This is a genomic window from Parasediminibacterium paludis, from assembly GCF_042651445.1.
GTDB classification, from domain to species: Bacteria; Bacteroidota; Bacteroidia; order Chitinophagales; family Chitinophagaceae; genus Parasediminibacterium; species Parasediminibacterium paludis.
On sequence record NZ_JBHSDC010000022.1, the window covers coordinates 60,709 to 84,793 of the forward strand.

The window sequence follows — 24,085 nt, forward strand, 5'->3', positions numbered from 1 at the left end:
AAATTATAAATTAACAATGGCTTTTAACGATACATTATTTTCTCAAATGCCTTCTGTACAAGGAATGCGAAGCCAACTGGCCTTACGTACTCGTGGCGATAAGTTTATTTGGGGAATAGTAATTTTATTAGCCTTGATTTCAGTGTTGGTAGTGTATAGTGCCACTGGTTCTTTGGCGTATAAAATGAATAAAGGCAACAATGAAGTGTATCTGTTTAAGCAAGTTGCTTTTATGATGATTGGCTTGGCATTAATTTATTTCATGCACCGAGTAAATTATACCATTTACAGTAAAGTAGCATGGATGTTTTTTCTCATAGCAATACCGCTATTACTTTACACATTGTTCTTTGGCACAGAAATTAATAAGGGTAGCAGATGGATACGTTTGCCTATTATCAATATGACGTTTCAAACGAGTGATTTTGCTAAGTTGGCTTTGTTTATGTATCTATCTAGAACCTTAAGTAAAAAGCAAGAAGTAATAAAAGATTTTAAAAAAGGCTTTTTGCCAGTCGTAATTCCAGTTGCAATTATTTGCGCTTTAATTATGCCCGCAAACTTATCTAATGCTTTATTAACTGGTGCTACCTGTTTGTTGTTGATGTTTATTGGTCGTGTAAGTACCAAGCATATTATCTTAACGGTTGGTATAGCCGCTATTCCAGTAGCATTAATTATCGGTATAGCAATGCTTACGCACAGTGGTAAGCAAAAGACACAGCAAATTTCGGAAGCAACGACTGAAAATAATAAGTTGTTCAAACGTTTTGATACTTGGGTAAAGCGTGTACAAGATTTTATGTACGCTAAAAATGAAGAAGTACCTTATCAGGTGCAGCAGGCAAAAATTGCCATTGCCAATGGCGGTATTTTGGTGGGTTTAGGACCAGGCAATAGTCGTCAACGTAACTTTTTACCACAAGCTTATAACGATTTTATTTATTCAATTATTATAGAAGAATACGGCTTACTTGGGGCAGCTTTTATTATATTAATTTACTTGGTGTTTTTATTTCGAGGCATCAGGGTTTTTAAAAAATGTCCTTACGCTTTTGGTGCTTTTTTAGCGCTGGCATTAAGTTTTACTTTAGTTATTCAGGCAATTGCTAATATGGCAGTAAATGTAAATCTGGTACCAGTTACAGGGGTTACGTTACCGCTGGTTAGTATGGGTGGCAGTTCTTTTTTATTTACCTGTGCAGCCATTGGTATTATATTAAGTGTAGCAAGAAATGTGGAGATAATGGAAGGTAAAGAGCCTGTACCACACACAGATTATTTACAGCCGCAAGTGGCAACCTCTAGTCCCGAAGGGGAAGAAATAAATAAAGTATAAATGAGTGTACTAAATGAAAATATAAAGAAGTCTCACAGCACTCCTTTAGGGGCGGGGAGGCGTATCATTATTGCGGGCGGCGGTACCGGCGGGCATATTTTTCCTGCTATCGCTATTGCCAATGCGATCAAGCAATTGCAGCCAGATGCTGATATTTTATTTGTAGGTGCAAAAGGTAAAATGGAAATGGAAAAAGTACCACAGGCAGGTTATCCCATCAAAGGACTAACCATTGCAGGCTTTAATAGAAGTTCTTTAATTAAAAATATTGGCTTGCCACCTAAAATAATTAAAAGCTTTTTTCAAGTTCGTGCCATTATCAAGCAGTTTAAACCTACAGCTGTTATTGGTGTGGGCGGCTATTCAAGTTTTCCTGTGTTACGTGTTGCTCAAAGTAAAGGCATACCAACCTTTATTCACGAGAGTAACTCATTTGCTGGTAAAGCTAATATGCTTCTTGGCAAAAAAGCGACGAAAATTTTTGTGGCTACGGATGGTATGGGGCAATTTTTTCCTGCCGAAAAGATAGTGGTCACGGGTAATCCTGTTCGTGCAAGTATTGCACATAGCAAGGTTACACAAGCTGAAGCTTTATCATTTTTTGGCTTACAAAGTAATATCAAAACGGTATTGGTAGTAGGTGGAAGCTTAGGAGCTAAAAGTATTAACGATGCTATTGCTAATCATATAGAAACCTTCGCAGAACAAGGATTGCAATTGATTTGGCAAACAGGTAAAACCAATGCGGCACATTACAAAGCAATAGCAATTGGTAAAGCAAATGTATGGGTGAGTGATTTTATTACACAAATGGACATGGGTTATGCAGCTGCAGACATCGTAATCAGTAGGGCAGGTGCAATGGCGGTAACAGAGTTATGTGTAGCTGGTAAACCTTCCATATTTGTGCCTTATCCATTTGCCTCAGAAGACCATCAAACGGCTAATGCAATGGCATTGGTAAATAAAAAAGCTGGGTTACTCGTTAAAGATAGTGATGTAAATGAAGCGTTGATAAATACTGTCTTAGAACTCAGTAACAATGAATTATCGCAGCAGGTGTTGCAACAAAATATTAGTGCATTGGCTATTAAAAATGCCGATGAAATAATTGCTCAACAAATTTTATCAAGCATTTAATTATGAGCCGTATCAATCAAATACAGAAGATATATTTCATTGGCATCGGTGGCATAGGCATGAGTGCTTTGGCAAGATATTTTCATTCGAAAAATGTAGTGGTTAGTGGCTATGATAAAACGCAAACGCAATTAACCAAAGCTTTAGAAGATAGCGGTATTGCCATTCATTATCATGAAGATGTGGATAGCATACCTAAAGATGTAGATGCAGTAGTGTACACCCCTGCAATGCCTGCTAATCATGCAGAACTAATGTATTATCAAACCAATGGCTATACAGTGGTAAAACGTAGCGATGTGTTGCAATGGATAAGCGAGAGTTCTTTTAATATCTGCATTGCTGGTACACATGGTAAAACCACTACCACCTCAATGATAGCGCATATTCTAAGGCATACGGGCTATGGTTGTAATGCATTTTTAGGTGGCATCGCTGCTAATTATAATACCAATTTTTGGAGCAGTGAGAATAATGTGGTGGTGGTGGAAGCGGATGAATATGATAGAAGTTTTTTGAAATTGAGCCCAGATATAGCCATTATTACCTCTATGGATGCAGACCATTTGGATATTTATGGTACTGCTGAAGAAGTAGAAAACGCATTCATTCAGTTTTCACAAAAAGTAAAACCTGGTGGTTGCTTAATTACAAAATACGGGCTTGCTAGGGCAAGTGAATTTGAAGTACCTGACCATTGTACATATAGCTTGAATGATAGCCTTGCTGATGTACATGTTTCCAACTTAATAGTGGTAAATGGTAGCTATCAATTTGATGTTATGAACCAATATTGGAAAGTTGATAATGTGGTGTTACACATGGGTGGGCTACACAATATTGAAAATGCGATTGTAGCCATTAGTGTAGCTAAGTATTTGAAAATTGACAACGAAAAAATTAAAGCTGCTGTAGCAGATTTTAAAGGTGTAAAGCGCAGGTTTGAATACTTGTTGAAGACTGAAAAGCATGTATTGATTGATGACTATGCGCATCATCCTACAGAGCTAGAAGCATTGATAAGTGGTGTGAGAAGTTTGTTTGCAGGTAAAAAATTGACACTTGTTTTTCAGCCGCATTTATTTAGTAGAACCAACGATTTGGCTGATGAATTTGCTGTAAGCTTAAGCAAGGCTGATGAGGTGATATTATTACCAATTTATCCTGCGAGAGAATTACCAATGGCAGGTGTTACAAGTGAATTGATTTTGAATAAAATGACATTGGTTGATAAGCAAGTGCTTGCTAAAGAAGCCATGCTAGAATGGATACAAGTAAATAAACCAGAACTTGTGGTAATGGCTGGTGCAGGCGATATTGATACCTTATTACAACCTGTTAAAAAAATATTGACAACTGATTAATGAACTGGAAAAAACGACTGGTACAAGTATTATGGCTGCTAGCTGGCATTGGAACAATCGTATTGTTTGGCGCTGCTATGCAACAGAAAAACCATAAAACTTGTGTAGGCGTTAAAGTAGAAATTACAGGTGTAGAAGACCATTTGTTTATTGATGAAAACGATATCTTGGCTATTATCAATAGTAAATCGATTGTTAGTAACCAAGCAACAAGTAAGATAGATTTAAGAGCGATTGAAATGGCATTAGAAGGAACTGCTTGGGTAAAAAAAGCGGAACTGTTCTTTGATAACAAACAAGTGCTGCAAGTAAAAATTGTAGAACGTCAGCCGGTGGCAAGAGTGTTTACTGCTGAAGGTACTTCGTTTTATGTAGATAGTAATGGCTTACGACTACCGCTAAGCGAAAAGTTGAGTGCAAGAGTACCGATGTTTACCAATTTTCCAAGTGATAGACCCGTACTGGCAAAACCAGATAGTTTACTGCTTGAAAGTGTAGTAGCACTTGGTAAATACATAGTAGCAGATAGTTTTTGGATGGCGCAGACAGCACAGATAGCAATTACACCACAAGCAACATTTGAGATAATACCAACGCTTGGTGACCAAATCATTGTTTTTGGTACAGCAGATGATTATGCAGCTAAGTTTAATAGGTTGTATACTTTTTACAAAAAAGCGTGGTTGCAAAATGGCATTAATACCTATGAAAAATTAGACGTACAGTTCAATAACCAAGTAGTAGCAGTAAAAAGAGGTACGGCGCAAATAGCAGTTGATTCTGCAAAGGCGAAAGCGATGTTGCAAATGAATTTGGATGCTTTGGTTACTGATTCAGTAAGAAATATGCCCATCCCTACAGTAAAAATAGATTCGTTAAAACTTAAAAAGCAAATAGTTAGCATAAATGAGAAAAAAAAGTTAGCCGATAATAAAATTAAGAATAATAAAAAGAACGTAAATCCGTTATCAATTGTGAAGAAGCCTGCTTTGGCTAAACCAAAAGCAGAAATGAAGAAGTTTGGTGGGTGATAAAAGTTGATAAAAGGACAAAGCGCTGCAGTGTGCGACGCAACAGAAGCTCAATAAAGAACAATAGGCTGACACAATAAATAAAGATATTTTATGACTAACAACGAGGCACCGATTATTGTAGGATTGGACATTGGAACTACCAAAATTGCAGCAATTGCTGGCCGCAAAAATGAGTATGGTAAATTAGAGATATTGGGCTTTGGACGTGCCAATAGTAATGGTGTACAACATGGTCAAGTATTAAATATCGACCAAACGATTAAAGCGATTCATCAGGCATTGCAAAACTGTTATGATAGTAATCCTGAATTAGAAATAACGGAAGTGTATGTAGGTATTGCAGGGCATCATATAAAAAGCTTGCAAACACGTGGCGATATGGTAAGGCAAGATGCTGAAACAGAAATTCAGCGTTTTGAAATTGAGCAATTAATCAGCAATCAACGTAAAACTTTTATTCCTGCTGGCGATGAAATTATTGAAGTGATACCACAAGAGTTTCATGTAGATAATATTCAGAATATTAAAGATCCTGTAGGTTATAACGGTGTAAAAGTTGGGGCGAATTTTCACATCATTACTGGCGATAGAAATGCGATTAAAAATATTAGACGCGCTGTAAATAGAAGTTCTTTAACCACTAAAGATTTGGTATTGCAACCACTTGCTAGCGCTAGTGCTGTAATGAGCGATATTGATATGGAAGCAGGTGTTGCCATTTTAGATATTGGTGGCGGTACAAGTGACCTTGCAGTGTTTTATGAAGGTATTTTAAAGCATACAGCCGTTATACCTTTTGGTGGCGAAAACATTACCAACGATATCCGATTGGGTTTAGGTGTATTAAAAAGCCAAGCCGAAGCCATGAAAGTTCAGTTTGGTAGCGCCTTGGCAGATGAAGCAAAAGCCAATGCATTTATAACCATACCTGGCTTAAAAGGGATGCCTGCAAAAGAAATTAGTGTTAAAAACTTAGCACAAATTATTCAAGCTCGCATGAGTGAAATATTAGATTTTGTAAGCTATCATTTAAAACAAATTGGGTTAGACCAGCGCACTTTAAATGGTGGTGTTATTTTAACAGGCGGTGGCTCTCAATTGAAGCATTTAATTCAATTAACGGAGTACACAACTGGTTTAAATGCACGTATTGGTTTGCCAAACGAACATTTAGCACCAAACCACATTGATGAGTTGAAGAAGCCAATGTATGCAACTTGTATTGGTTTAATACTGAAAGGCTATAGCGATTACGAGCATCAATACAAACAGTTTACCGAGACCTTTAAAAGAGTAGAAATACCAAAGGTGTTAAAAACCGAAGCTACTGTAGAAACGCCACAAGAAAAAGTCGAACTGCCAGCAGAAAAGGAAATGATAAAAGAAAGAACAAAGCTAAAATTCTGGGATAAGTTTAAAGATAATTTGATAGACTTATTTAAAGAAGAAGAAGACCAAAAGATAAAATAAAATTATTAGTTACAAGTTTCAGGTTACCAGTAACAAGAAACAAGTGACCAGCAACCAAACAAGACCCTTAAAGAACGAGAGAGATATTTACTTTACTAATCCGTAATTCCGAAGACATGATTCAATTTGATTTGCCTAAACAAAAGTCATCTATCATCAAAGTAATTGGTGTAGGTGGTGGCGGTAGCAACGCCGTAAACTTTATGTTTAATCAAGACGTAGAGGGCGTAGACTTTATTGTTTGTAATACCGATGCTAAAGCGATAGAGCAAAGCAGAGTACCTAATAAAATACAACTAGGGCCATACCTTACACAAGGTTTAGGCGCTGGCGCTAACCCAGAAGTGGGTAAAAAAGCGACTGAAGAAAGCTTAGAAGAAATTAAAAAGATACTTGAGGTTAATACCAAAATGGCCTTTATTACTGTAGGTATGGGCGGCGGTACAGGTACTGGTGGTGCACCTATTATTGCACAAATTTGTAAAGAGCTTGGTATATTAACTGTTGGTATTGTTACCACGCCTTTTGGCTTTGAAGGCCCACGTCGATTAGCACAAGCTGAAGAAGGTATTAAGCAATTGAAACCACATGTAGATACTTTGCTAGTTATTAGCAACGATAAACTACGGATGCAATATGGCAACCTTAAAATGAAGGAAGCGTTTGGTAAAGCAGACAATGTTTTGGCTACCGCTGCTAAATGTATTACAGATATTATTAATAGTCGTGGTCATATCATTGTTGATTTTGCTGATGTATGCACCGTAATGAAAAATGGTGGTGTGGCAATACTTGGTAAAGCAGAAGTAGAAGGTGAAGACCGCGCTCAACGGGCCATTGAAGAAGCTTTGTCTTCTCCATTGCTTAATGATAACGATATTAAAGGTGCTAAATGGATACTTATCAATATTAATAGTGCTGAAGGTGATGATGAATGTACCATGGATGAACTGGAAGTGATTAATAGCTATTTGCGCATGCAAGCTGGGGAAGATGCGGATGTAATTGTAGGTATGGGTTACGATAACTCATTGGATAAAAAAATTGGTATCACCCTAGTAGCTACAGGCTTTGATGCTAAAAATCCTTTTAGCAAACCAGCAAAACCAGCAGCACCACAACCTGAAAAAATTGTAATGACTTTGGGCTTAGAAGGTGAAGAGAAAAAACTAACGCAGCCTGCACCATTGCCACAATCAAGCATTCCTTTTGTAGAAGTGGATCCTTTTGCACCTCGCTTACAAGATGAAGTAGCAGAAGCGCCAACTGTATACACCATGGAAGCAACAGAAACATTGGTAGAAAGCCATGACGATAATGAAGTGCTACACTTTGAATTAAGTACTACTATTTCTGATGATTTTGTAGCGCCAAAACCAGTTGTAGAAGAAGCGCCTAAAGCCCCAATAATAGATGAAACATTGCAGTTTGTGATGACTGAGCGTAATCCTAGTATTTTAAACAAACCAGCCAATATTTACGCCGAGCAAAAGCCATTCAAATCTTGGTTACAAGAAGAAACAAAAGCGCCTGAAACACCCGCTGAAACACCAACGCCTGCGCCTACTTATAGAGGGCCAGTGTTTGAGTTTGAGAAAGAGGAGGAGGAAGTGCCAGCACCATTTGAGTTACACGAAAAACCAGCAGCGCCAGTACAAGCCATTGCTGGCGGTGTGGGTGGTTTTGATGACTTTGATGAAGCTGAAGAACAACGCAGAAGAGCACAAGAGCGCATACAAAAACTACGCAACCTTAGCTTTAATATGAACAGTGCAGATGCGAATAGCGATTTTGAAACTGTTCCAGCCTACATCCGTCAGAAGATGGATTTATATGGTAATGCATTTACTAGCGCAGAAAACTTTTACAGCAAGTACACGGTAGGTAAAGATGAGAATAACAATACCAATATTTCTAGCATCAATACCTTTTTAGATGGTAAAAGACCAGACTAGTTACTGGTTGCAAGTTGCTTGTTACTAGTAAAGCATACAGTATTTAAAAAATCCCGAAGCGTTTGTTTCGGGATTTTTTATGATGATTTGTTGCAATTGATATCAAAATACCTACGCTACAATAAAGCTCCAAAAAGTGCAGAACGTACAACTGTGCGACGCAACAAAAGCTATATTGTAGCAAAGGTGCTGAGGAATAAATTTGAAAATAAATATTTCAGGTTAGTTTATTGAGTAAATGTAGGTTTACCTTATTTTTAGAGAGTTTTTCAATATTTGACCCTATGGAAAAGAAATACTTAATCTACGCGCTTCTGGTTTCTATATTATTACAAGGATGCAAAAAAGCAACTGATACAACGGCTGCTTATCCTTACCATTTGAATGTTAGTATTAACAAAGTAAATTTTACTACCAACTCTGTTGCACGTTTTGGTTTGTCGAATGAGGCGGGCTGTGTAGCTAATAAGAGCTTTGAGGTAACAAATGCTGGGCAAATAGACGTAGATGCTTATTTTTTAGATTGTTATTTTAAGCACTTTACAAATAATATTGATTTTAAAAATACAAAAACTGGTAGCTATAAAATTTTTGATGGTGGCGACTTATTGAAGGCTAATCAATGCAATGGAGATTTGATTATCGGGTTAACTGACAATAGTATTAATAATTTATATTCTACTGCCATTTTACAGCCCACAAATATTGTACATAAAATAACTAATATTAGTATTGTAGATACCACTGCCGCAACAACAATTACCTATTCTGTATCAGGTAACTTTTCTTGCAATTTTAAAAACGCCAATAATGTGATTATCCCAATTACTGGGGATTATGTATTACCTATTAAAATTATAAAATAACTTCTCTAATAGTTGCTTGAATATTAGTTTTTAGTTTATATAATCAATTGTGGGTTGCTAAAAATTAGTATTTCTTTACATCCTAATAAAATATTGCAACTCCCATTTTGTTGCTGGTACAACTATCCCTGTGCATCTTTGTTGATATAACAAAACTGATAGTAATGGCAACGGTGTTAATAACAGGCGGTACTGGTATGGTGGGGCAACATTTAATGGAATTGTTGGTGGTGAAGGGTTACGATGTAATTATTGTGAGCCGCGGGCCTAGTAAAATGCGCCCTCATGCTAAGGTGAGCCATGCGCAATGGAATATTGATACGCAGGAAATAGATGCGGAAGCATTGGCAAAAGCTGACCATATTATCCACTTGGCTGGTGCTGGTGTGGCAGATAAACGCTGGACAACTGAACGAAAGCAAGAGATTGTAGATAGTCGTACTAAAAGCAGTGCTACGTTGGTAACGGCTTTGGCAAAATTGCCTAATAAAGTTCAAACGGTGGTAAGTGCATCGGCAATCGGCTGGTATGGTGCCGATACTGCTGAAAGCTTGATTAATGGCTTTACAGAAGATGCGCCTGCTGATACTGAGTTTTTGGGTGAAACCTGCAGACTTTGGGAAAAAAGTATAGCACCAGTAATACAACTAGGTAAACGTTTAGTAAAACTGCGTATAGGTATTGTACTTAGTAATACAGGCGGTGCACTAGTAGAATTTAAAAAGCCATTGCAGTTTGGTATTGCGGGCATACTAGGTAACGGTAAGCAAATGATTAGTTGGATACATGTTGAAGACCTATGCAAACTATTTGTGTATGCCATAGAACAGCCCCAAATGCAGGGCGCCTACAATGCGGTGGCAAGCAAACCTGTAACTAATAAGGAATTAACAATAACCCTTGCTAAAATGCTGAAGAAAAGCTTATTTATACCATTGTATATTCCAGCATTTGTGCTTAAAGTAATGCTTGGTGAAATGAGTATTGAAGTGCTTAAAAGTACTAACGTTAGTAATAAAAAGCTGTTATCAACTGGGTTTAAGTATGATTTTGCAACAATAGAAGCGGCTTTAGAAAACTTAAAATAGTAATTGTAAATTAATTTTGAACAAAGCATTCCAATATTATCTTCATTCAAATAAAACAATAACAGCTATGAAAAAATTAATGCTATTAGTAATGCTTGTATTGGGCTTTGCTGTAACTAGCCTTGCACAACAGCAAGACACCACATTAGCACAATATGTAGGTAAGTACGTGTTTCCAGCAGGTAGCGTAGTACCAGATGTAACCGTAACATTAGAGAACGGTGCCTTGGTAATGAGTTCTTCAGCAGGTTCTTCAGCCTTAGATAAAGAAAGTGAGGATGTGTATGTAATAGTCGCTTTTCAAGGTAAGGCCATGTTTAAAAGAGATACCAATAAGAAGATAGTTGGTATTAGTATTAATGCCATGGGTTACCAACTAGAAGGTACCAAAGAAAATGGTATTGTGATAGCAACAAATCATATAATAAGATAACACGCTAATTGAGATTAATACAATAAAAAAGCTATCCAAAAGGATAGCTTTTTTATTGTAAATATGCTTGTAATTAAAAACCTTTTTTAGCAACACCATCTGCTATAGCTTGTAGGGCTTTTGCTTCGCCTAAAATAGCTGCCATTTTGTTGCCTTTACCATCATGACCACCAGCCATATAACCACCTTTTGCAGTTCTGGTAATAACAGCATCTTGCATTGGTACATTTTTTTCTTTAGTCTTTAAGCAATATGCTTTAATCATTTTACTTGTATCCATTTTGTTTCAATTTTAACGCCTGTAACGTGTAGGCATTGGTTAGTGAATAAATTAGTAGCACAAACTACAGGTTTATTTGAGAATATGGCAAAAATGTGTCTAAAAACTAATCCACATTTTTATATCATACAATGTGACTAAATTTTATGTTTAGCTAAAATTGGTAAAAAAGCTTTATACCAATAAAAGCAGCATTTTTTAAATCTACATAACTTGAAAATTGCGCATCTAATTTTACAGTTGAAGATGTATATGATGCGGCTATTTTAAATTTACCTGTTGTATAAGCAATTTGCGGGCTATAGGTAAAACTGATTCCTGTGGTATCACTAATAACATTATACGTATTACCTTCATTTTTAAAATTGTAGATGCCCACACCAGCAGCTATACCCAATGAGAAGTTACCAATAGTATAACGTGGTCCCCCAAGAATTGGGATATAGCCAATTTTAGGAGATGTATAATCAAAATTGAAAGGAATACCACCGTAATTAACGCTATATGTATTTTTTTTGCCAGTAAAAACATAGTAGCCACTAGTTACATACCAACTAAATTTTTCATTAAATAAATAACTAATTTCAGCTTCGCCACCATAACCTGTATTGTAATAATTGCTAAATTTTCCACTTGGCAAAGATGCAGAAGCACCTACTGAAAATTGCCATTTTCTGTTACTTTGCTGCGCCACTACCACTACTACACCTAAGCATAAAAAACAAGCAAGCGTTATTTTTTTCATACCGTAACTATTTTGGTAATAATCAGCAATAATACTAAGTGTTTATTGTAAAATTACTTTTAATACAGTTAAATTATAAGGGTGGTAGATTATCATAGTAATAAAAAAATTATTAGAGGGTTGTATTTTTATTTATTCATTAAATGAGGATAGTTATTTCAACTATTCATATATTTTTTAATAATATTTTAGATGGTCTGTCAAACTTTTTTCCCATCTGTCTCGCCTAGCAATACCATGCTACACACCATAAACTTTATCAAATAGAGATAGCTTTCCATTTGTTACTGTTTCAGATGTTGTAATAATATATCTATCTCTTTTTGTTATAGCGATTTGGTGTCTACCATAAAAGACACCACATTGGTAAAAGAACCTTCAAAATAATTTGCTACAATGTTGGCAATGCCATTTTTAGAATAATCTGCCTTTGAGACGATTGGAAAATAGTAATGATTTCTACCATGTACTTCATGCAATGCCAATGCCTTCTCAATTAATATTTGGGGAAGCGTGTTTTTGTATTATTGTGTGGCTTAGGTGCTGGCATCTCTTCAATAATATCTTTTAGGTATGCTTTCTCTAATTTCTAAAGAACCTGCATTATTTGTTCTTCTGATTCTGTGAGTTGTCTTATATTATACCTAATGTCTTAGGTATATTTTTAAAAATTTACCCCCCCCCCAATATTTATCGGTACTTATTTTAATGAAAAACCCCCTTGAAAGTCTAACGTTTCAAGAGGGGTTTCATTATTCATTGTTACCATTTTCGAATACTAAACGTCAATCTTCGCATATTTTGCATGCGTTTCAATAAAGTTTCTTCTAGGTCCTACTTCGTCGCCCATCAACATACTGAATACACGGTCTGCTTCTGCGGCGCTTTCAATGCTTACACGTTTTAAAGTTCTACGTGCAGGATCCATGGTTGTTTCCCAAAGTTGGCTCGCGTTCATTTCACCCAAACCTTTATAGCGTTGGATGCCTACCGCATTATCATTACCATGCCCTAATTTTTCTACCAATGCCTTGCGTTGCTCTTCACTGTAAGCATATTCTTGTTCCTTACCTTTTTTAACCAAGTATAAAGGTGGCTGTGCTACATACACATTACCTTGTTCTACCAAGGCCTTCATATAGCGGAAAATAAAGGTTAAAATCAAGGTTGCAATGTGGCTACCATCCACATCCGCATCTGTCATAATAATTAGTTTATGATAACGCAGTTTGGTGGTATTTAAGGCTTTAGGATCTTCAGGTGTGCCAATCGTTACACCCATCGCAGTGAAGATATTTCTAATTTCTTCACTTTCATAAATTTTATGCTCCATGGCTTTTTCTACGTTCAATATTTTACCACGTAGCGGCAAAATAGCTTGATAGCTTCTATCTCTACCTTGCTTGGCTGTGCCACCTGCCGAATCACCTTCCACTAAGTAGAGCTCACATCTTTCAGGATTACGTTCACTACAATCGGCCAATTTACCTGGTAAGCCACCACCACTTAATACCGTTTTACGTTGTACTAAGTCACGGGCTTTTTTAGCAGCCATTCTTGCCTGGGCGGCTAAAACAACTTTGCTGATGATATTCTTAGCCTCACGTGGATTTTCCTCTAAAAACGCTTGTAATACGCGGCTAACGGTACTATCTACCACGCCACTCACTTCGCTATTACCAAGCTTGGTTTTGGTTTGGCCTTCAAACTGTGGCTCAGGTACTTTTACCGAGATAATAGCGCTTAAACCTTCTCTAAAGTCATCACCTTCAATTTCTACTTTGGCTTTTTCAAATAAACCTTCTTTATCGCCATAGCTTTTAAATACACGGGTTAAAGCACGTCTAAAACCTGTAACGTGTGTACCGCCTTCAATGGTGTTAATATTATTAACGTAGCTGTAAATATTCTCCTTGAAATCGTTATTGTAGGTCAATGCCACATCTACCGTTACATTGCTTGGCTCATCATAACCTTCTACATATAATGTATTGGTTAATAACGGCTGGCGATTGGCAGTTCTATCTAGCATTTCTACAAACTCAACAATACCGCCTTCACTATAAAATTCCATGGTATAGTCAGAGCCATCTTCATTTTTCTCTCTTAGGTCGGTTAAAGTAATTCTAATTTTTTTATTTAAATACCCCAATTCACGTAAGCGACCTTCTAAAATTTCTTTTTTGTACACCAAATCTTGAAAAATACTACCATCTGGCCAAAACCTAACAGTAGTGCCGGTTCTATCACTGGTGCCTATTTCTCTCACAGGGTAGGCAGGTATACCACAATGGTATTCTTGCTCAAACATTTTGCCTTCGCGCTCTACCGTTACGTGCAGCGTCGTACTTAATGCGTTTACACAACTTACACCCACACCATGCAAACCACCACTCACTTTATAACTACCTTTATCAAACTTACCACCAGCGTGCAGCACGGTCATTACTACCTCTAGTGCACTCCGTTTTTCTTTCGTATGCATGGCCGTAGGAATACCTCGACCATCGTCTTTTACACTTATGCTATTATCTTCATGAATGGTTACAAAAATATTTTTACAGTAACCCGCCAACGCTTCATCTATCGAGTTGTCTACCACTTCATATACCAAGTGGTGCAAGCCCTTTACGCCAATATCACCAATGTACATGGCTGGCCTTTTTCTCACCGCTTCTAAACCTTCTAAAACCTGTATACTATCGGCACCGTAACTGCCTTGTTGAGGATTCAATTCTTCGCTCATATTTTTTGTTCTATGCTGTTTTTATGAAAGGCTGTGAAGATAAGGAATTTAAAGGCTTTCAGGCTATTTTACGGTGCTTCATTTTCCACATTTTAAAGGCCATTTTTTATTTTTTGGGGACAAAATTTTGCACTACTATTTGGCACCTGTTGCGTCGCACACTGCGGCTTTTTGCAACCCTTTTCAGCTACCACTTTTTGCCAGCAAATTCATAATTATCAATTCGAAATGCTCTTCCAACAATTCACAATTCACTATTCACTTTTAGCCTTTGGTCACTCACAGTTTGCTTGCCCTTAGCATTTCCCATTTATTGGCAAAGCCTTTCAATTTTTCTACTGTAAATCCAGCAGCAATCATATTGCGCCGCACTTCGCCTTTACAGCAATAGGTTACTAAAACGCCACTTGGGGTAAGCATTTGGTACATTTTTTCGAATACTGCTTTGGTCCAAAGTTCGGGTTGATCATTTGGCGCAAAAGCGTCAAAATATATCAAATGAAATTGCTGATTGGCTGCTAGCTCTAGTAACGATTGTTGTAATTTAATAAGTGTAAAATGGTTATCTAACACCACAGATTTTCCCCATTCGCTACTATGTAGTTGCTGCAGTTCTTTTATCATTTGTAATGATTCACCAAAGTTTAACGCTGAGGCTTCTTGATGCAAAATTGGGTAAAGTTCTAAAGCTGTATAATCAACAAAAATTTGTTGTTGCTGTGCATATTGCCAGCTAAGCAAGGCATTTAAGCCTGTACCAAAACCCATTTCAAAAATATGAATGGGCTTAATGTTTTGTACCGTATCTACAAAGCGTAAACCCGCGTTTATAAACACATGCAAGCTTTCGCCGATAGCGCCACTTGTACTATGATAGGTAATATTTCTCTCTGGTATGGCAATGGTGGTGCTGCCATCATTCGTTATTTGGATAGCCCGTTTCATACGTGCAAATAAATACTTTTTAAAATCATCTGTATCTTCCGTCTATGGATTATGTGGCACACTTGCAAAAAGACAAAAAACTAGCTGTGACGCTTGGTACAACTGTGCATGAATTGCAGCTGCGAAAAAATATCCCGTTGCGTTTGATGGCCAGCATTATGAGTCAGCAATTAAGCACCAAGGTGGCATCGGTTATTTATCGCAGGTTTCTAGCATTGTACAACGACAAAGAACCCAAACCACAGCAAGTTTTAGATACACCATTTGAGACGCTTCGAGGCATTGGTTTGAGCAATAATAAAGTGGCTTATGTGCAAAATGTAGCGAGATTTTGTATAGACCAAAACATTACTGATAAAAAGTTGCAAGCCATGAGCAATGAAGAGATTGTGGCTTTGCTTACCCAAATAAAAGGAGTAGGGAAATGGACGGTTGAAATGCTACTCATGTTTAGCCTCGGCCGTGAAGATGTGTTTGCGATAGACGACTTAGTCATTCAACAAATGATGGTAAAACTATACAAGCTAGATGCTAGCAATAAAAAGGCTTTCAGAGAAAAAATGCTTAAAATTTCTACCAAGTGGCAACCCTACAGAACTTATGCTTGCTTGCACTTATGGCGCTATAAAGATGCTGTACCAGACTTGTAATTTCTTATTTATGATTTGAAATTAGCGGTATATAATGATAAATTTCAAATTAATGGCCTTCAAGCAGCATTCTAATACTTTCGGCCAGTATCTCTTTTTTTCTTGCTTCAAATACTGGCAGTTTATCTTTTGCAAGGCGCAATTGGTAATTTTCGCCTACAGACAATTTCTTATCAAAATCAGGATTCCATTTGGTAAACTGACCTAAATCCATGTCTAAAAACTTAATCACAATTCTAGAATTGTAACGCCCATTAATAGTTGTTGTAGTTGTAGTTTCTAGCTCTTGGTCAGTAAGCAGTTGTACCATTTTAGTGGCAGCATTGGCTTTAAAATCGGTGGCTTCTTGTTTGGTCATAGTGGTTAACCCGCCACTTCCTTCAAACAGATAATGCGTGCCAATAAATTTTTTTACATGTGTTCTAGTTTCTTCTTTTAAAAAATATTGTAAGTCCCAAAAGTCTCTACTGCCGCTTTTTCTAATGGCTTGCCTTACTCTACCCGCACCGCCATTATAGGCTGCAACTACTAGCAACCAATCACCAAATTGCTCGTATAATTCTTTCATTAATTTGGCTGCAACCTGGGTGCTTTTAGTGTAATCGGTTCGTTCGTCTATTGGCGAAAGTTTTAGCCCAAAACGTTTGGCTTCATAATCCATCAATTGCCAAGGGCCTACGGCGCCTGCCCAGGATACCAAACCGCTGCGTAAATGACTTTCAATAACGCTTAAGTATTTCATTTCTTTAGGTATACCGTATTGCGTTAATATTTGATCATAAAGTGCAAAATAGGGGCGCCCCCATTCTTTCATTTTAGTCAATTCTTTGCCTTGCTTGCGTATGTATTCTTGTACAAAAGGCACAGCTTTTGGGCTTAGCTGAGAGAGATAAGGTTGATTGGGATTAAATGTATCATTGGCAAACAGGCTTTTAAAACCTATTTTATCTAAGCGTAAAGTATCTGCAACTATCTGGCCGTAAGCACTATTTACAGCGCAAGCTACAACTAGAATGAAGTAAAAATGGTAGATGCGTAACTGTGTCATAACATCCTGTTTTATTGCTTCAATTGCAGTTGGTAATTACAACGTTCTACTTATTAATAGTTGCTGCAATGTTTAATAAGGTTGCTTCTTCGTAATGACCTGTCATTATTTGCACGCCAAAAGGCATACCGTTGCTATGGGTAAATAATGGTATAGATATAGCCGGAATACCAACTAAATTTGCAAAAACCGTATAGATATCGCCTAAAAACATTTCAATGGGGTCATTGCTTTTTTCGCCAATTTTAAATGCAGTGGTAGGCACAGTGGGTGAAATAATCGCATCGTAATTAGCAAAAATATGAGTGGTTGTTTGTGCCAATAATTGCCTTACTTGCTGTGCTTTGGTAAAATAGGCGTCAAAATAGCCTGCACTTAACACAAACGTACCTAATAAAATTCTACGTTGTACCTCTTTACCAAAAGCCTCGCTGCGCGTTTTTTTATACAATTCAGTTAAATCATCATCGGCAGATAATTGGGCACGGTACCCAAATTTTACCCCATCATAGCGAGATAAATTACTGCTCGCTTCTGCTGTGGTAAGTATATAATAAGTTGGTACTACATAGTCAAGCATATTAAAGTCTATCGCTTCTACAGTGTGACCTTTTGCTTGTAAGTTGGCTATTGTAGTATGCAATGCGGCTGCTATTTCTGCATCTAAACCTTTGTGGTTGAGTGTTTCTTTAAAATAGGCAAAACGGTATTTCTTACTAGTATCTGCTAATTGTTCAGAATAATTGGACACAGGTTTTTGTGATGCAGTACTATCATAATCATCAGCACCAGCTATTACTTCCAGTACTAAGGCTGCATCTGCTACATTTTTTGAAAAAATGCCAATTTGATCAAATGAAGAGGCATATGCTATTAAACCATAACGCGATACGCGGCCATAGCTAGGTTTTAAACCTACAATACCACAAAAATCTGCGGGCTGACGTACAGAACCACCGGTATCGCTACCAAGAGACACCATACACAAGTCTGCCTGAACTGCCACTGCCGATCCACCAGAAGAACCGCCAGGTACCCTTGTTTCGTCAATTAAGTTTTTTACAATACCAAAAGCAGAGTTTTCACTGCTGCTACCCATTGCAAATTCATCGCAGTTGTTTCTACCAATAATGATAGCGCCTTCAGCTAATAGATGTTCTGTTGCTGTAGCATTATATATCGACGTGAAATGGGCTAAAATTTTAGAAGCAGCAGAGACTTGATGCCCTTTATAGCAAATCACATCTTTTAATGCTACTACTACGCCATGCAACTTACCTAATGGCGCACCATTGATACGTGCATGGTCTAATGCCGCAGCTTGCACTAATGCATCTTCGGCAAATACTTCTAGAAAAGCGTTGAGATGGTTGTTGGCTTTTATGTTATTGATATAAGATTCAACGACCGCCACACAAGTGGTATTGCCATTTAGTAATTGCTGGTGATAATCTTTAATATTATTGAAACGGAACAATTGATTGAGTTTGACTTTATTTAAAAAGATACTATATTGTCAATATGGGTTTATTCCCACTCTTTAATAGCGTCTTTGGCGCGTTTTTTTTCTACATTCTTACATAATAAGATACTTATCTCGTACAGCATTACTAGCGGAATACTGCATATAATCGTACTCAACATGTCTGGAGGCGTAATAATTGATACGGCAATAACAATTACGACAATGGCATGTTTACGATATTTACGTAAAAAAGACGCACTTACAACATCTATTTTGGCCAAAAAGTATAATACCAATGGCAATTGAAAAGCCAAGCCCGACCCTAATATAAGCGGTACGATGGTGTTGAAATAGCTACCAATCGTCCAAAAATTTTGTATATTATCGTCTAATGAAAAATTAGAGAAAAAGTTGATGGTATATGGTGCAATAAAGAAATAACCAAACAAAACACCTGTAAAAAAGAGGGTGGATACCCAAAAAATAACGCCTCTCGTATTGCTCAATTCGTTCTTCTTGAGTGCAGGCTTCACAAAGCGCCAAAATTGCCAAAAAATATAAGGAAAAGCAATAATAAATCCGCCAATAAGAATGATATTCAAATACACATTAAACTGCCCAGCAACAGCATTGCTTTGCATTTTAACATTAATTTGCGTTAGGCAAAGCTGGTTTCCCAAGCCCAGCCGGTGCCCAAGTTTACATAAATATACATAGGTTAAAAAATCGGGGTGTGTAGGCCCCATTAATACCTTTTTTACGATAAAACTATTGTACACAGCCATTACTATTGCACCACCAATAATAGCAATAACAGACCTAAGTAAATGTTTTCTAAGCACATCGATATGCTCGATAAAAGACATTTCTGCGGTGGCATCTGAATGTGTTCTCTTTTTAAAAATGCTCATTAATTTGGGGAAAGCAAATGTGTTATAGATGTTTAACAAAATAATACCTCGTAAGTAAATTGCGAGGTATTAGAATTTTTAATTGTTAGATGTTGAATTGGTTGATGTGCTCTTTGTAGAAGAATCTTCATTGATATGTTCTTCTATCTCTCTTTTTACGTTGTCTTTTGCATCTTTAAATTCTCTAATGCCTTTACCCAAACCACGCATTAATTCAGGTATTTTTTTACCGCCAAATAAAAACACAACAATGACCAGGATTAGTATTAAATGTTGCGGTGCAAATAAATCTCCCATAATAATAAAATTTAGACAGCAAATGTAAAAGAAAAAATAGTTTAATGAGAAACAAAAAAGCGGAAGTTTAGTTAATACTAAATCTTCCGCTTTTAAATATGGGTAAGAAAAATTATTTAACGCGTTTTTCTTGAATTCTTGCACTTTTACCAAAACGTTCACGTAGATAGAACAATTTAGCACGACGAACTTTACCAACCTTATTTAAGATGATAGATTCGATATTTGGCGATTGTATTGGGAATAAACGTTCAACACCTACACCATCTGAAATTTTACGAACAGTGAAAGATGCGGTACCACCAACGCCTTGTAATTTAATAACATCGCCGCGGAAACCTTGAATACGCTCTTTACCACCCTCTACAATTTTATAATTTACGGTAACATTGTCACCTGCTTTAAATTTTGGATGTACTTTCTTAACTGTAAGTTGCTCGTGTACAAATTGAACTGCTGATTGCATGACTAAATTTTTTCGGACTGCGAAGGTAAGGGGCTAATTGTAATATTCCAAAATAAAATTTTTTAGGATAATTTCCCAATACGAATACATATTTTAATATTCAAAATTAAAATACGTTTATTGTGGAATCATTTTGCCAAAAGTACCATTAGATGCAGTTTGATCTAACCAATTGTAATGTGTTTGATCAAGTAACATAATTGTTGACGTGAAGGTTCCATAAGAATTTGTTACTTGAACTTGGGTTTCATTATTTAAAAAGATCCAAGTGCCATTTAGCGTGGCACCAGTTTCGTTAATTTCTGTGTACGTACCATCTGTTTTATAGGTTACCCTATTAATGCTTAGATTGAGTAAATTACTTCCTTGGTTTTTTTTGTAATACAAAATAGCATTGGTTGTATTATAATTTCTATAATACTCATCATATAGCCAAGTATTTCCGGTTAGTAGCTCTTTTTTTGTTTTGGTTGCAATAGGGCTGTCCTTGCTACATGAAATAGCCCAAATTGACATACTAAGAATAAAAGTTTTGTAAAGAAGCTTCTTCATCATTAGAAATTTTGATTTATGAAATATATTATTCATTGCAATATAATACATATGTAAATAAAAATCCCAAATTCTATTAAAGAATTTGGGATTTTTTTCAATTTGTTTTTAAATGATCTATCTCGCCATATTCACAGCGCGTTTTTCACGGATTACTGTTACTTTAATCTGACCTGGATAAGTCATTTCTGTTTGAATTTTTTGAGCAATTTCAAAGCTTAGTTTATCGCTGTCACCATCGTTTACTTTTTCGGCTTCTACTATTACACGTAGCTCTCTACCAGCTTGTATGGCATATGCTTTTTCTACACCTTGGTAACCTAAGGCTAGGTTTTCTAGGTCTTTAATGCGTTGCAAATATTGTTGCATGATTTCGCGTCTAGCGCCTGGTCTGGCACCGCTTATCGCATCGCAAGCTTGTATGATTGGTGAAATGACATATTGCATTTCCATCTCATCATGGTGGGCTCCAATGGCATTTACAATTGCTGGGTTTTCACCATATTTCTCAGCTAATTTAGCACCAAGCAAAGCATGGCTCAACTCTGTTTCCTCGTCAGGTACTTTACCTATATCGTGCAATAAACCAGCACGTTTAGCCAATTTTGGGTTCATACCTAATTCAGCAGCCATAATGCCACATAGATTAGCGGTTTCGCGACTATGCATTAACAAGTTTTGACCATAAGAAGAACGGAAACGCATTCTACCTACCATTCTAATTAGTTCTTTATGCAAGCCATGAATACCTAATTCTATTACGGTACGTTCGCCTATTTCAGCTACTTGTTCGTCTAGTTGTTTGCGTGTTTTTTCAACAACTTCTTCAATACGTGCAGGGTGAATTCTACCATCAGCAATTAATCGCTGTAAGCTTAGGCGTGCCACTTCTCTCCGCAATGGATCGAATGAAGATAATACAATGGCTTCTGGGGTATCGTCTACAATTAAATCCACACCAGTTGCAGCTTCAAGGGCACGAATATTTCTACCTTCACGGCCAATAATTTGGCCTTTAATTTCGTCTGTTTCTAAGTTAAATACAGATACCGTGTTTTCAATGGTTTGCTCAGCAGCAGTACGTTGAATGGTTTGAATAACAATTTTACGAGCCTCTTTATTGGCTTTTAACTTGGCATCTTCAATAATTTCTTGCTGAATGGTTAATGCCTGCGAAATAGCTTGGCTACGTAAACCTTCTATCAACTGCGCTTTTGCTTCTTCTGCTGTAAGACCAGCAACTTTTTCTAACCTGCGAATGTGCTCTTCTTGATGTTTTTCTAGCTCAGTTCGCTTAACATTTACAACTTCAATTTGCTTGTTAAGGTTTTCTTTAATAACCTCATTTTCCTTAATTTGTTTGTCTAGCGCAATTTCTTTTTGGTTTATTGCTAGTTCTTTTTGTTTGGTTCTTGCTTCCGATTCTACAATTTTTTTGTTGCGTTCTAAAACGTCTCTGTCATAATCGGCTTTAAGTTGTACAAACTTTTCTTTGGCCTCTAGTTGTTTTTCCTTTTTTAAGGTTTCTGCTCTTAATTCTGCTTCTTTAAGAAGCGCATTGGCTTTGACTTCTGCATCCGCCACTATTTGTTGCGTGTTTTTAGCGAAAATAAATTTCCCCGCTACAATTCCTACTATTAGTGCAAGTACACCAATTATAATTACTAAATAATCCATGCTGTTGGCAAGTTTTTAAAAATGGTTCAAAATCATATTTCTAAATCGTCACAACCTGTTTTTCTGTTTCAAAAACAATGCGATAGCTGCGAAGGTAATTAAATATGCTTTGTAATATGAAGTGATTTTGCAAGAAATATGGATGTTATAAAAGGATGTTTGTAAAGTGCTAATAAATTCGATAATGAATGAAAAAATAATTATCCAATTTGCAATTGAATTAACTTTTTAAGGCTTAGTAAAATAACCTGAACTACAATAAAATGGTATTATAAAAAATATTATAACCACGTAAGAGGGCGTAAATACTCCGAACTAATAATATTTTAATTTTATATATTTTGTATTACTACATGGATATTACAATGTCTGATGCAATGATATTACTTGTATTAAAAAAGTTATTATACAGAAAATTTTGGAAAGCCTCAGGTTCTTTAAAACTCAAAACTCGTAGTCGTTTTAGGATTATCTAGTTTAAAACTTTTATCGCCTGCCGCGGCTTTCAGATGAATGATATTGGCTTGCTTTTGCTCAAATTCGTACAGTAAATTACAATTTATATCTAGCTTCTTTAGCGATGTTACATTTTCTACTTCAAGATACACCCAAATACTTTCAAGCCTTTGTTCGTAGCCTATATAGTGCATGGTTACGGGCTTACCATCTACTTTTAATTGTAGCTTATTTTGCATATACGCATTTACAAGCTTGTCTACTGCAGCTTTATCGCTAGGGTGTTGTAGGTCTAGCTTGGTAGTATTACCAAATTTCTTCAGCGTCGCTTCTAGGTCTTCGGCAAAAATGCGCACACTTATTTCTAAACTTTTTTCTTTTGTGTTTTGGTCTATTTGTATTACCGACACAAAAAATGGATGAAAGAATATTGCTGTGGTAATCAACCATCTAACCAAGATATTTGCCATTTAACATTTGCATTTTGTAGTTGCAAATGTGCTAATTAATTTCCAACTCTTACACATGAATGACTTTCAATTATATTTTACATTGGGTAGGCAACATATTGCCGATTGGCAAGGTATCGACCATATCTTATTTGTAATGGCTTTGTGTCTGCGTTATCAATTCACCGATTGGCGGAAAATACTCGTTTTGATAACGGCATTTACTATTGGTCATTCGGTTACATTGGCTTTAAGTGCGTTTAACTTGGTTCATTTTTCTACAAAATGGATTGAGTTTTTAATACCAGTAACTATTGTTATTACAGCCATCAGCAATGTGTTTGTGAAGAAATTTGTGTATAAAAGCAAGTTTCCTTTCATTTACTTTATGGCTTTGGGCTTTGGATTAATCCATGGTCTTGGCTTTAGCAATTATTTAAAAAGCTTACTTGGCACAGATGAAAGTATTATTCTGCAATTATTGGCGTTTAATATAGGGCTAGAAGTGGGGCAATTATTAATTGTTGCAGGGGTATTAACAGTTTCACTTATCTTAGTTCAATTGTTGAAGTTAGGAAGACGCGATTATATTTTGTGGATGAGTGGTGGTGTATTTGCATTAGCCATGCAAATGTGCTTGCAGCGATGGCCATTTTAAATGATGGATTATCATTAAAGATCACTAATCAACGAACTAAGTTGCGTTATG

At 36.5% G+C, this 24,085-nt stretch carries 24 protein-coding genes; 11 read left to right on the forward strand and 13 right to left on the reverse strand.

Going from position 1 to position 24,085, the window contains the following annotated elements:
- Positions 1–16: 16 nt before the first annotated feature.
- The 9 genes from ACFOW1_RS10645 to ACFOW1_RS10685 all read left to right on the forward strand — a co-directional run bounded on the left by ACFOW1_RS10645 (position 17) and on the right by ACFOW1_RS10685 (position 10,689).
- Complete coding sequence (locus ACFOW1_RS10645) at positions 17–1,339, forward strand: FtsW/RodA/SpoVE family cell cycle protein (RefSeq protein ID WP_379014171.1); 1,323 nt, start codon at positions 17–19, stop codon at positions 1,337–1,339.
- Complete coding sequence (gene murG, locus ACFOW1_RS10650) at positions 1,340–2,479, forward strand: undecaprenyldiphospho-muramoylpentapeptide beta-N-acetylglucosaminyltransferase (protein WP_379014172.1); 1,140 nt, start codon at positions 1,340–1,342, stop codon at positions 2,477–2,479.
- 2 nt (positions 2,480–2,481) lie between these two features.
- Positions 2,482–3,843 carry a UDP-N-acetylmuramate--L-alanine ligase gene (gene murC / locus ACFOW1_RS10655; RefSeq protein WP_379014173.1) on the forward strand — a complete coding sequence of 454 codons (1,362 nt, stop codon included), beginning with the start codon at positions 2,482–2,484 and terminating at the stop codon, positions 3,841–3,843.
- On the forward strand, positions 3,843–4,874 hold the full coding sequence (locus ACFOW1_RS10660; RefSeq protein WP_379014174.1) for a cell division protein FtsQ/DivIB: 1,032 nt from the start codon (positions 3,843–3,845) through the stop codon (positions 4,872–4,874). Before murC ends, ACFOW1_RS10660 begins: the two co-directional genes overlap by 1 nt.
- Positions 4,875–4,967: 93 nt before the next feature.
- Positions 4,968–6,347 carry a cell division protein FtsA gene (gene ftsA / locus ACFOW1_RS10665; RefSeq protein ID WP_379014175.1) on the forward strand — a complete coding sequence of 460 codons (1,380 nt, stop codon included), beginning with the start codon at positions 4,968–4,970 and terminating at the stop codon, positions 6,345–6,347.
- 116 nt (positions 6,348–6,463) lie between these two features.
- Complete coding sequence (ftsZ, locus tag ACFOW1_RS10670) at positions 6,464–8,302, forward strand: cell division protein FtsZ (protein WP_379014176.1); 1,839 nt, start codon at positions 6,464–6,466, stop codon at positions 8,300–8,302.
- Between the two features lie 284 nt (positions 8,303–8,586).
- Positions 8,587–9,168: a hypothetical protein gene (locus ACFOW1_RS10675; RefSeq protein WP_379014178.1), complete on the forward strand. Its 582-nt coding sequence runs from the start codon at positions 8,587–8,589 to the stop codon at positions 9,166–9,168.
- Between the two features lie 164 nt (positions 9,169–9,332).
- Entirely contained in the window at positions 9,333–10,256 is a 924-nt protein-coding gene (locus tag ACFOW1_RS10680) for a TIGR01777 family oxidoreductase (protein ID WP_379014179.1), read from the forward strand.
- Between the two features lie 67 nt (positions 10,257–10,323).
- Positions 10,324–10,689 (forward strand): DUF3471 domain-containing protein, encoded by a 366-nt coding sequence (locus ACFOW1_RS10685; RefSeq protein ID WP_379014181.1) that lies wholly within the window; start codon positions 10,324–10,326, stop codon positions 10,687–10,689.
- Between the two features lie 73 nt (positions 10,690–10,762).
- On the opposite strand, the gene ACFOW1_RS10690 is transcribed toward ACFOW1_RS10685, so the two are convergent.
- From ACFOW1_RS10690 to mnmD, 5 genes are all read right to left on the reverse strand, one after another.
- Positions 10,763–10,969 carry a hypothetical protein gene (locus ACFOW1_RS10690; RefSeq protein WP_379014183.1) on the reverse strand — a complete coding sequence of 69 codons (207 nt, stop codon included), beginning with the start codon at positions 10,967–10,969 and terminating at the stop codon, positions 10,763–10,765.
- A 154-nt stretch (positions 10,970–11,123) separates the two neighbouring features.
- Positions 11,124–11,714, reverse strand: a complete 591-nt coding sequence (locus tag ACFOW1_RS10695; RefSeq protein WP_379014184.1) for a hypothetical protein — start codon at positions 11,712–11,714, stop codon at positions 11,124–11,126.
- Between the two features lie 326 nt (positions 11,715–12,040).
- Positions 12,041–12,199 carry a BlaI/MecI/CopY family transcriptional regulator gene (locus tag ACFOW1_RS10700; RefSeq protein WP_379014185.1) on the reverse strand — a complete coding sequence of 53 codons (159 nt, stop codon included), beginning with the start codon at positions 12,197–12,199 and terminating at the stop codon, positions 12,041–12,043.
- Positions 12,200–12,492: 293 nt separating this feature from the next.
- A complete protein-coding gene (gene gyrB, locus ACFOW1_RS10705; protein ID WP_379014186.1) occupies positions 12,493–14,460 on the reverse strand; it encodes a DNA topoisomerase (ATP-hydrolyzing) subunit B in 1,968 nt (655 codons plus the stop codon).
- A 279-nt stretch (positions 14,461–14,739) separates the two neighbouring features.
- Positions 14,740–15,405, reverse strand: a complete 666-nt coding sequence (gene mnmD, locus ACFOW1_RS10710) for a tRNA (5-methylaminomethyl-2-thiouridine)(34)-methyltransferase MnmD (protein WP_379014188.1) — start codon at positions 15,403–15,405, stop codon at positions 14,740–14,742.
- A gap of 44 nt (positions 15,406–15,449) precedes the next feature.
- On the opposite strand from mnmD, the gene ACFOW1_RS10715 reads away from it, so the two are divergent.
- Positions 15,450–16,055, forward strand: coding sequence for a DNA-3-methyladenine glycosylase family protein (locus ACFOW1_RS10715; RefSeq protein WP_379014190.1), 606 nt, complete (start codon positions 15,450–15,452; stop codon positions 16,053–16,055).
- 49 nt (positions 16,056–16,104) lie between these two features.
- Here ACFOW1_RS10715 and ACFOW1_RS10720 read toward each other — a convergent pair whose 3' ends face one another.
- The 8 genes from ACFOW1_RS10720 to ACFOW1_RS10755 form a co-directional block, all read right to left on the reverse strand.
- Positions 16,105–17,103 (reverse strand): lytic transglycosylase domain-containing protein, encoded by a 999-nt coding sequence (locus tag ACFOW1_RS10720; protein WP_379014192.1) that lies wholly within the window; start codon positions 17,101–17,103, stop codon positions 16,105–16,107.
- A 46-nt stretch (positions 17,104–17,149) separates the two neighbouring features.
- On the reverse strand, positions 17,150–18,580 hold the full coding sequence (gatA, locus tag ACFOW1_RS10725; protein WP_379014193.1) for an Asp-tRNA(Asn)/Glu-tRNA(Gln) amidotransferase subunit GatA: 1,431 nt from the start codon (positions 18,578–18,580) through the stop codon (positions 17,150–17,152).
- A gap of 50 nt (positions 18,581–18,630) precedes the next feature.
- Positions 18,631–19,479 (reverse strand): twin-arginine translocase subunit TatC, encoded by an 849-nt coding sequence (gene tatC, locus ACFOW1_RS10730; protein WP_379014194.1) that lies wholly within the window; start codon positions 19,477–19,479, stop codon positions 18,631–18,633.
- Positions 19,480–19,557: 78 nt separating this feature from the next.
- Entirely contained in the window at positions 19,558–19,776 is a 219-nt protein-coding gene (locus tag ACFOW1_RS10735) for a Sec-independent protein translocase subunit TatA/TatB (RefSeq protein WP_379014196.1), read from the reverse strand.
- Between the two features lie 112 nt (positions 19,777–19,888).
- The gene (rplS, locus tag ACFOW1_RS10740; RefSeq protein WP_379014198.1) at positions 19,889–20,242 is read right to left on the reverse strand and encodes a 50S ribosomal protein L19; all 354 of its coding nucleotides are present in this window, start codon (positions 20,240–20,242) and stop codon (positions 19,889–19,891) included.
- Between the two features lie 117 nt (positions 20,243–20,359).
- Positions 20,360–20,797, reverse strand: coding sequence for a hypothetical protein (locus tag ACFOW1_RS10745; protein ID WP_379014199.1), 438 nt, complete (start codon positions 20,795–20,797; stop codon positions 20,360–20,362).
- A gap of 114 nt (positions 20,798–20,911) precedes the next feature.
- Positions 20,912–22,471 (reverse strand): ribonuclease Y, encoded by a 1,560-nt coding sequence (gene rny / locus ACFOW1_RS10750; RefSeq protein WP_379014200.1) that lies wholly within the window; start codon positions 22,469–22,471, stop codon positions 20,912–20,914.
- Between the two features lie 437 nt (positions 22,472–22,908).
- Positions 22,909–23,397 (reverse strand): DUF6702 family protein, encoded by a 489-nt coding sequence (locus ACFOW1_RS10755; protein WP_379014202.1) that lies wholly within the window; start codon positions 23,395–23,397, stop codon positions 22,909–22,911.
- 55 nt (positions 23,398–23,452) lie between these two features.
- Between ACFOW1_RS10755 and ACFOW1_RS10760 the strand changes: the two genes are divergently transcribed.
- On the forward strand, positions 23,453–24,034 hold the full coding sequence (locus tag ACFOW1_RS10760) for a HupE/UreJ family protein (RefSeq protein WP_379014203.1): 582 nt from the start codon (positions 23,453–23,455) through the stop codon (positions 24,032–24,034).
- The last annotated feature ends 51 nt before the right edge of the window (positions 24,035–24,085 follow it).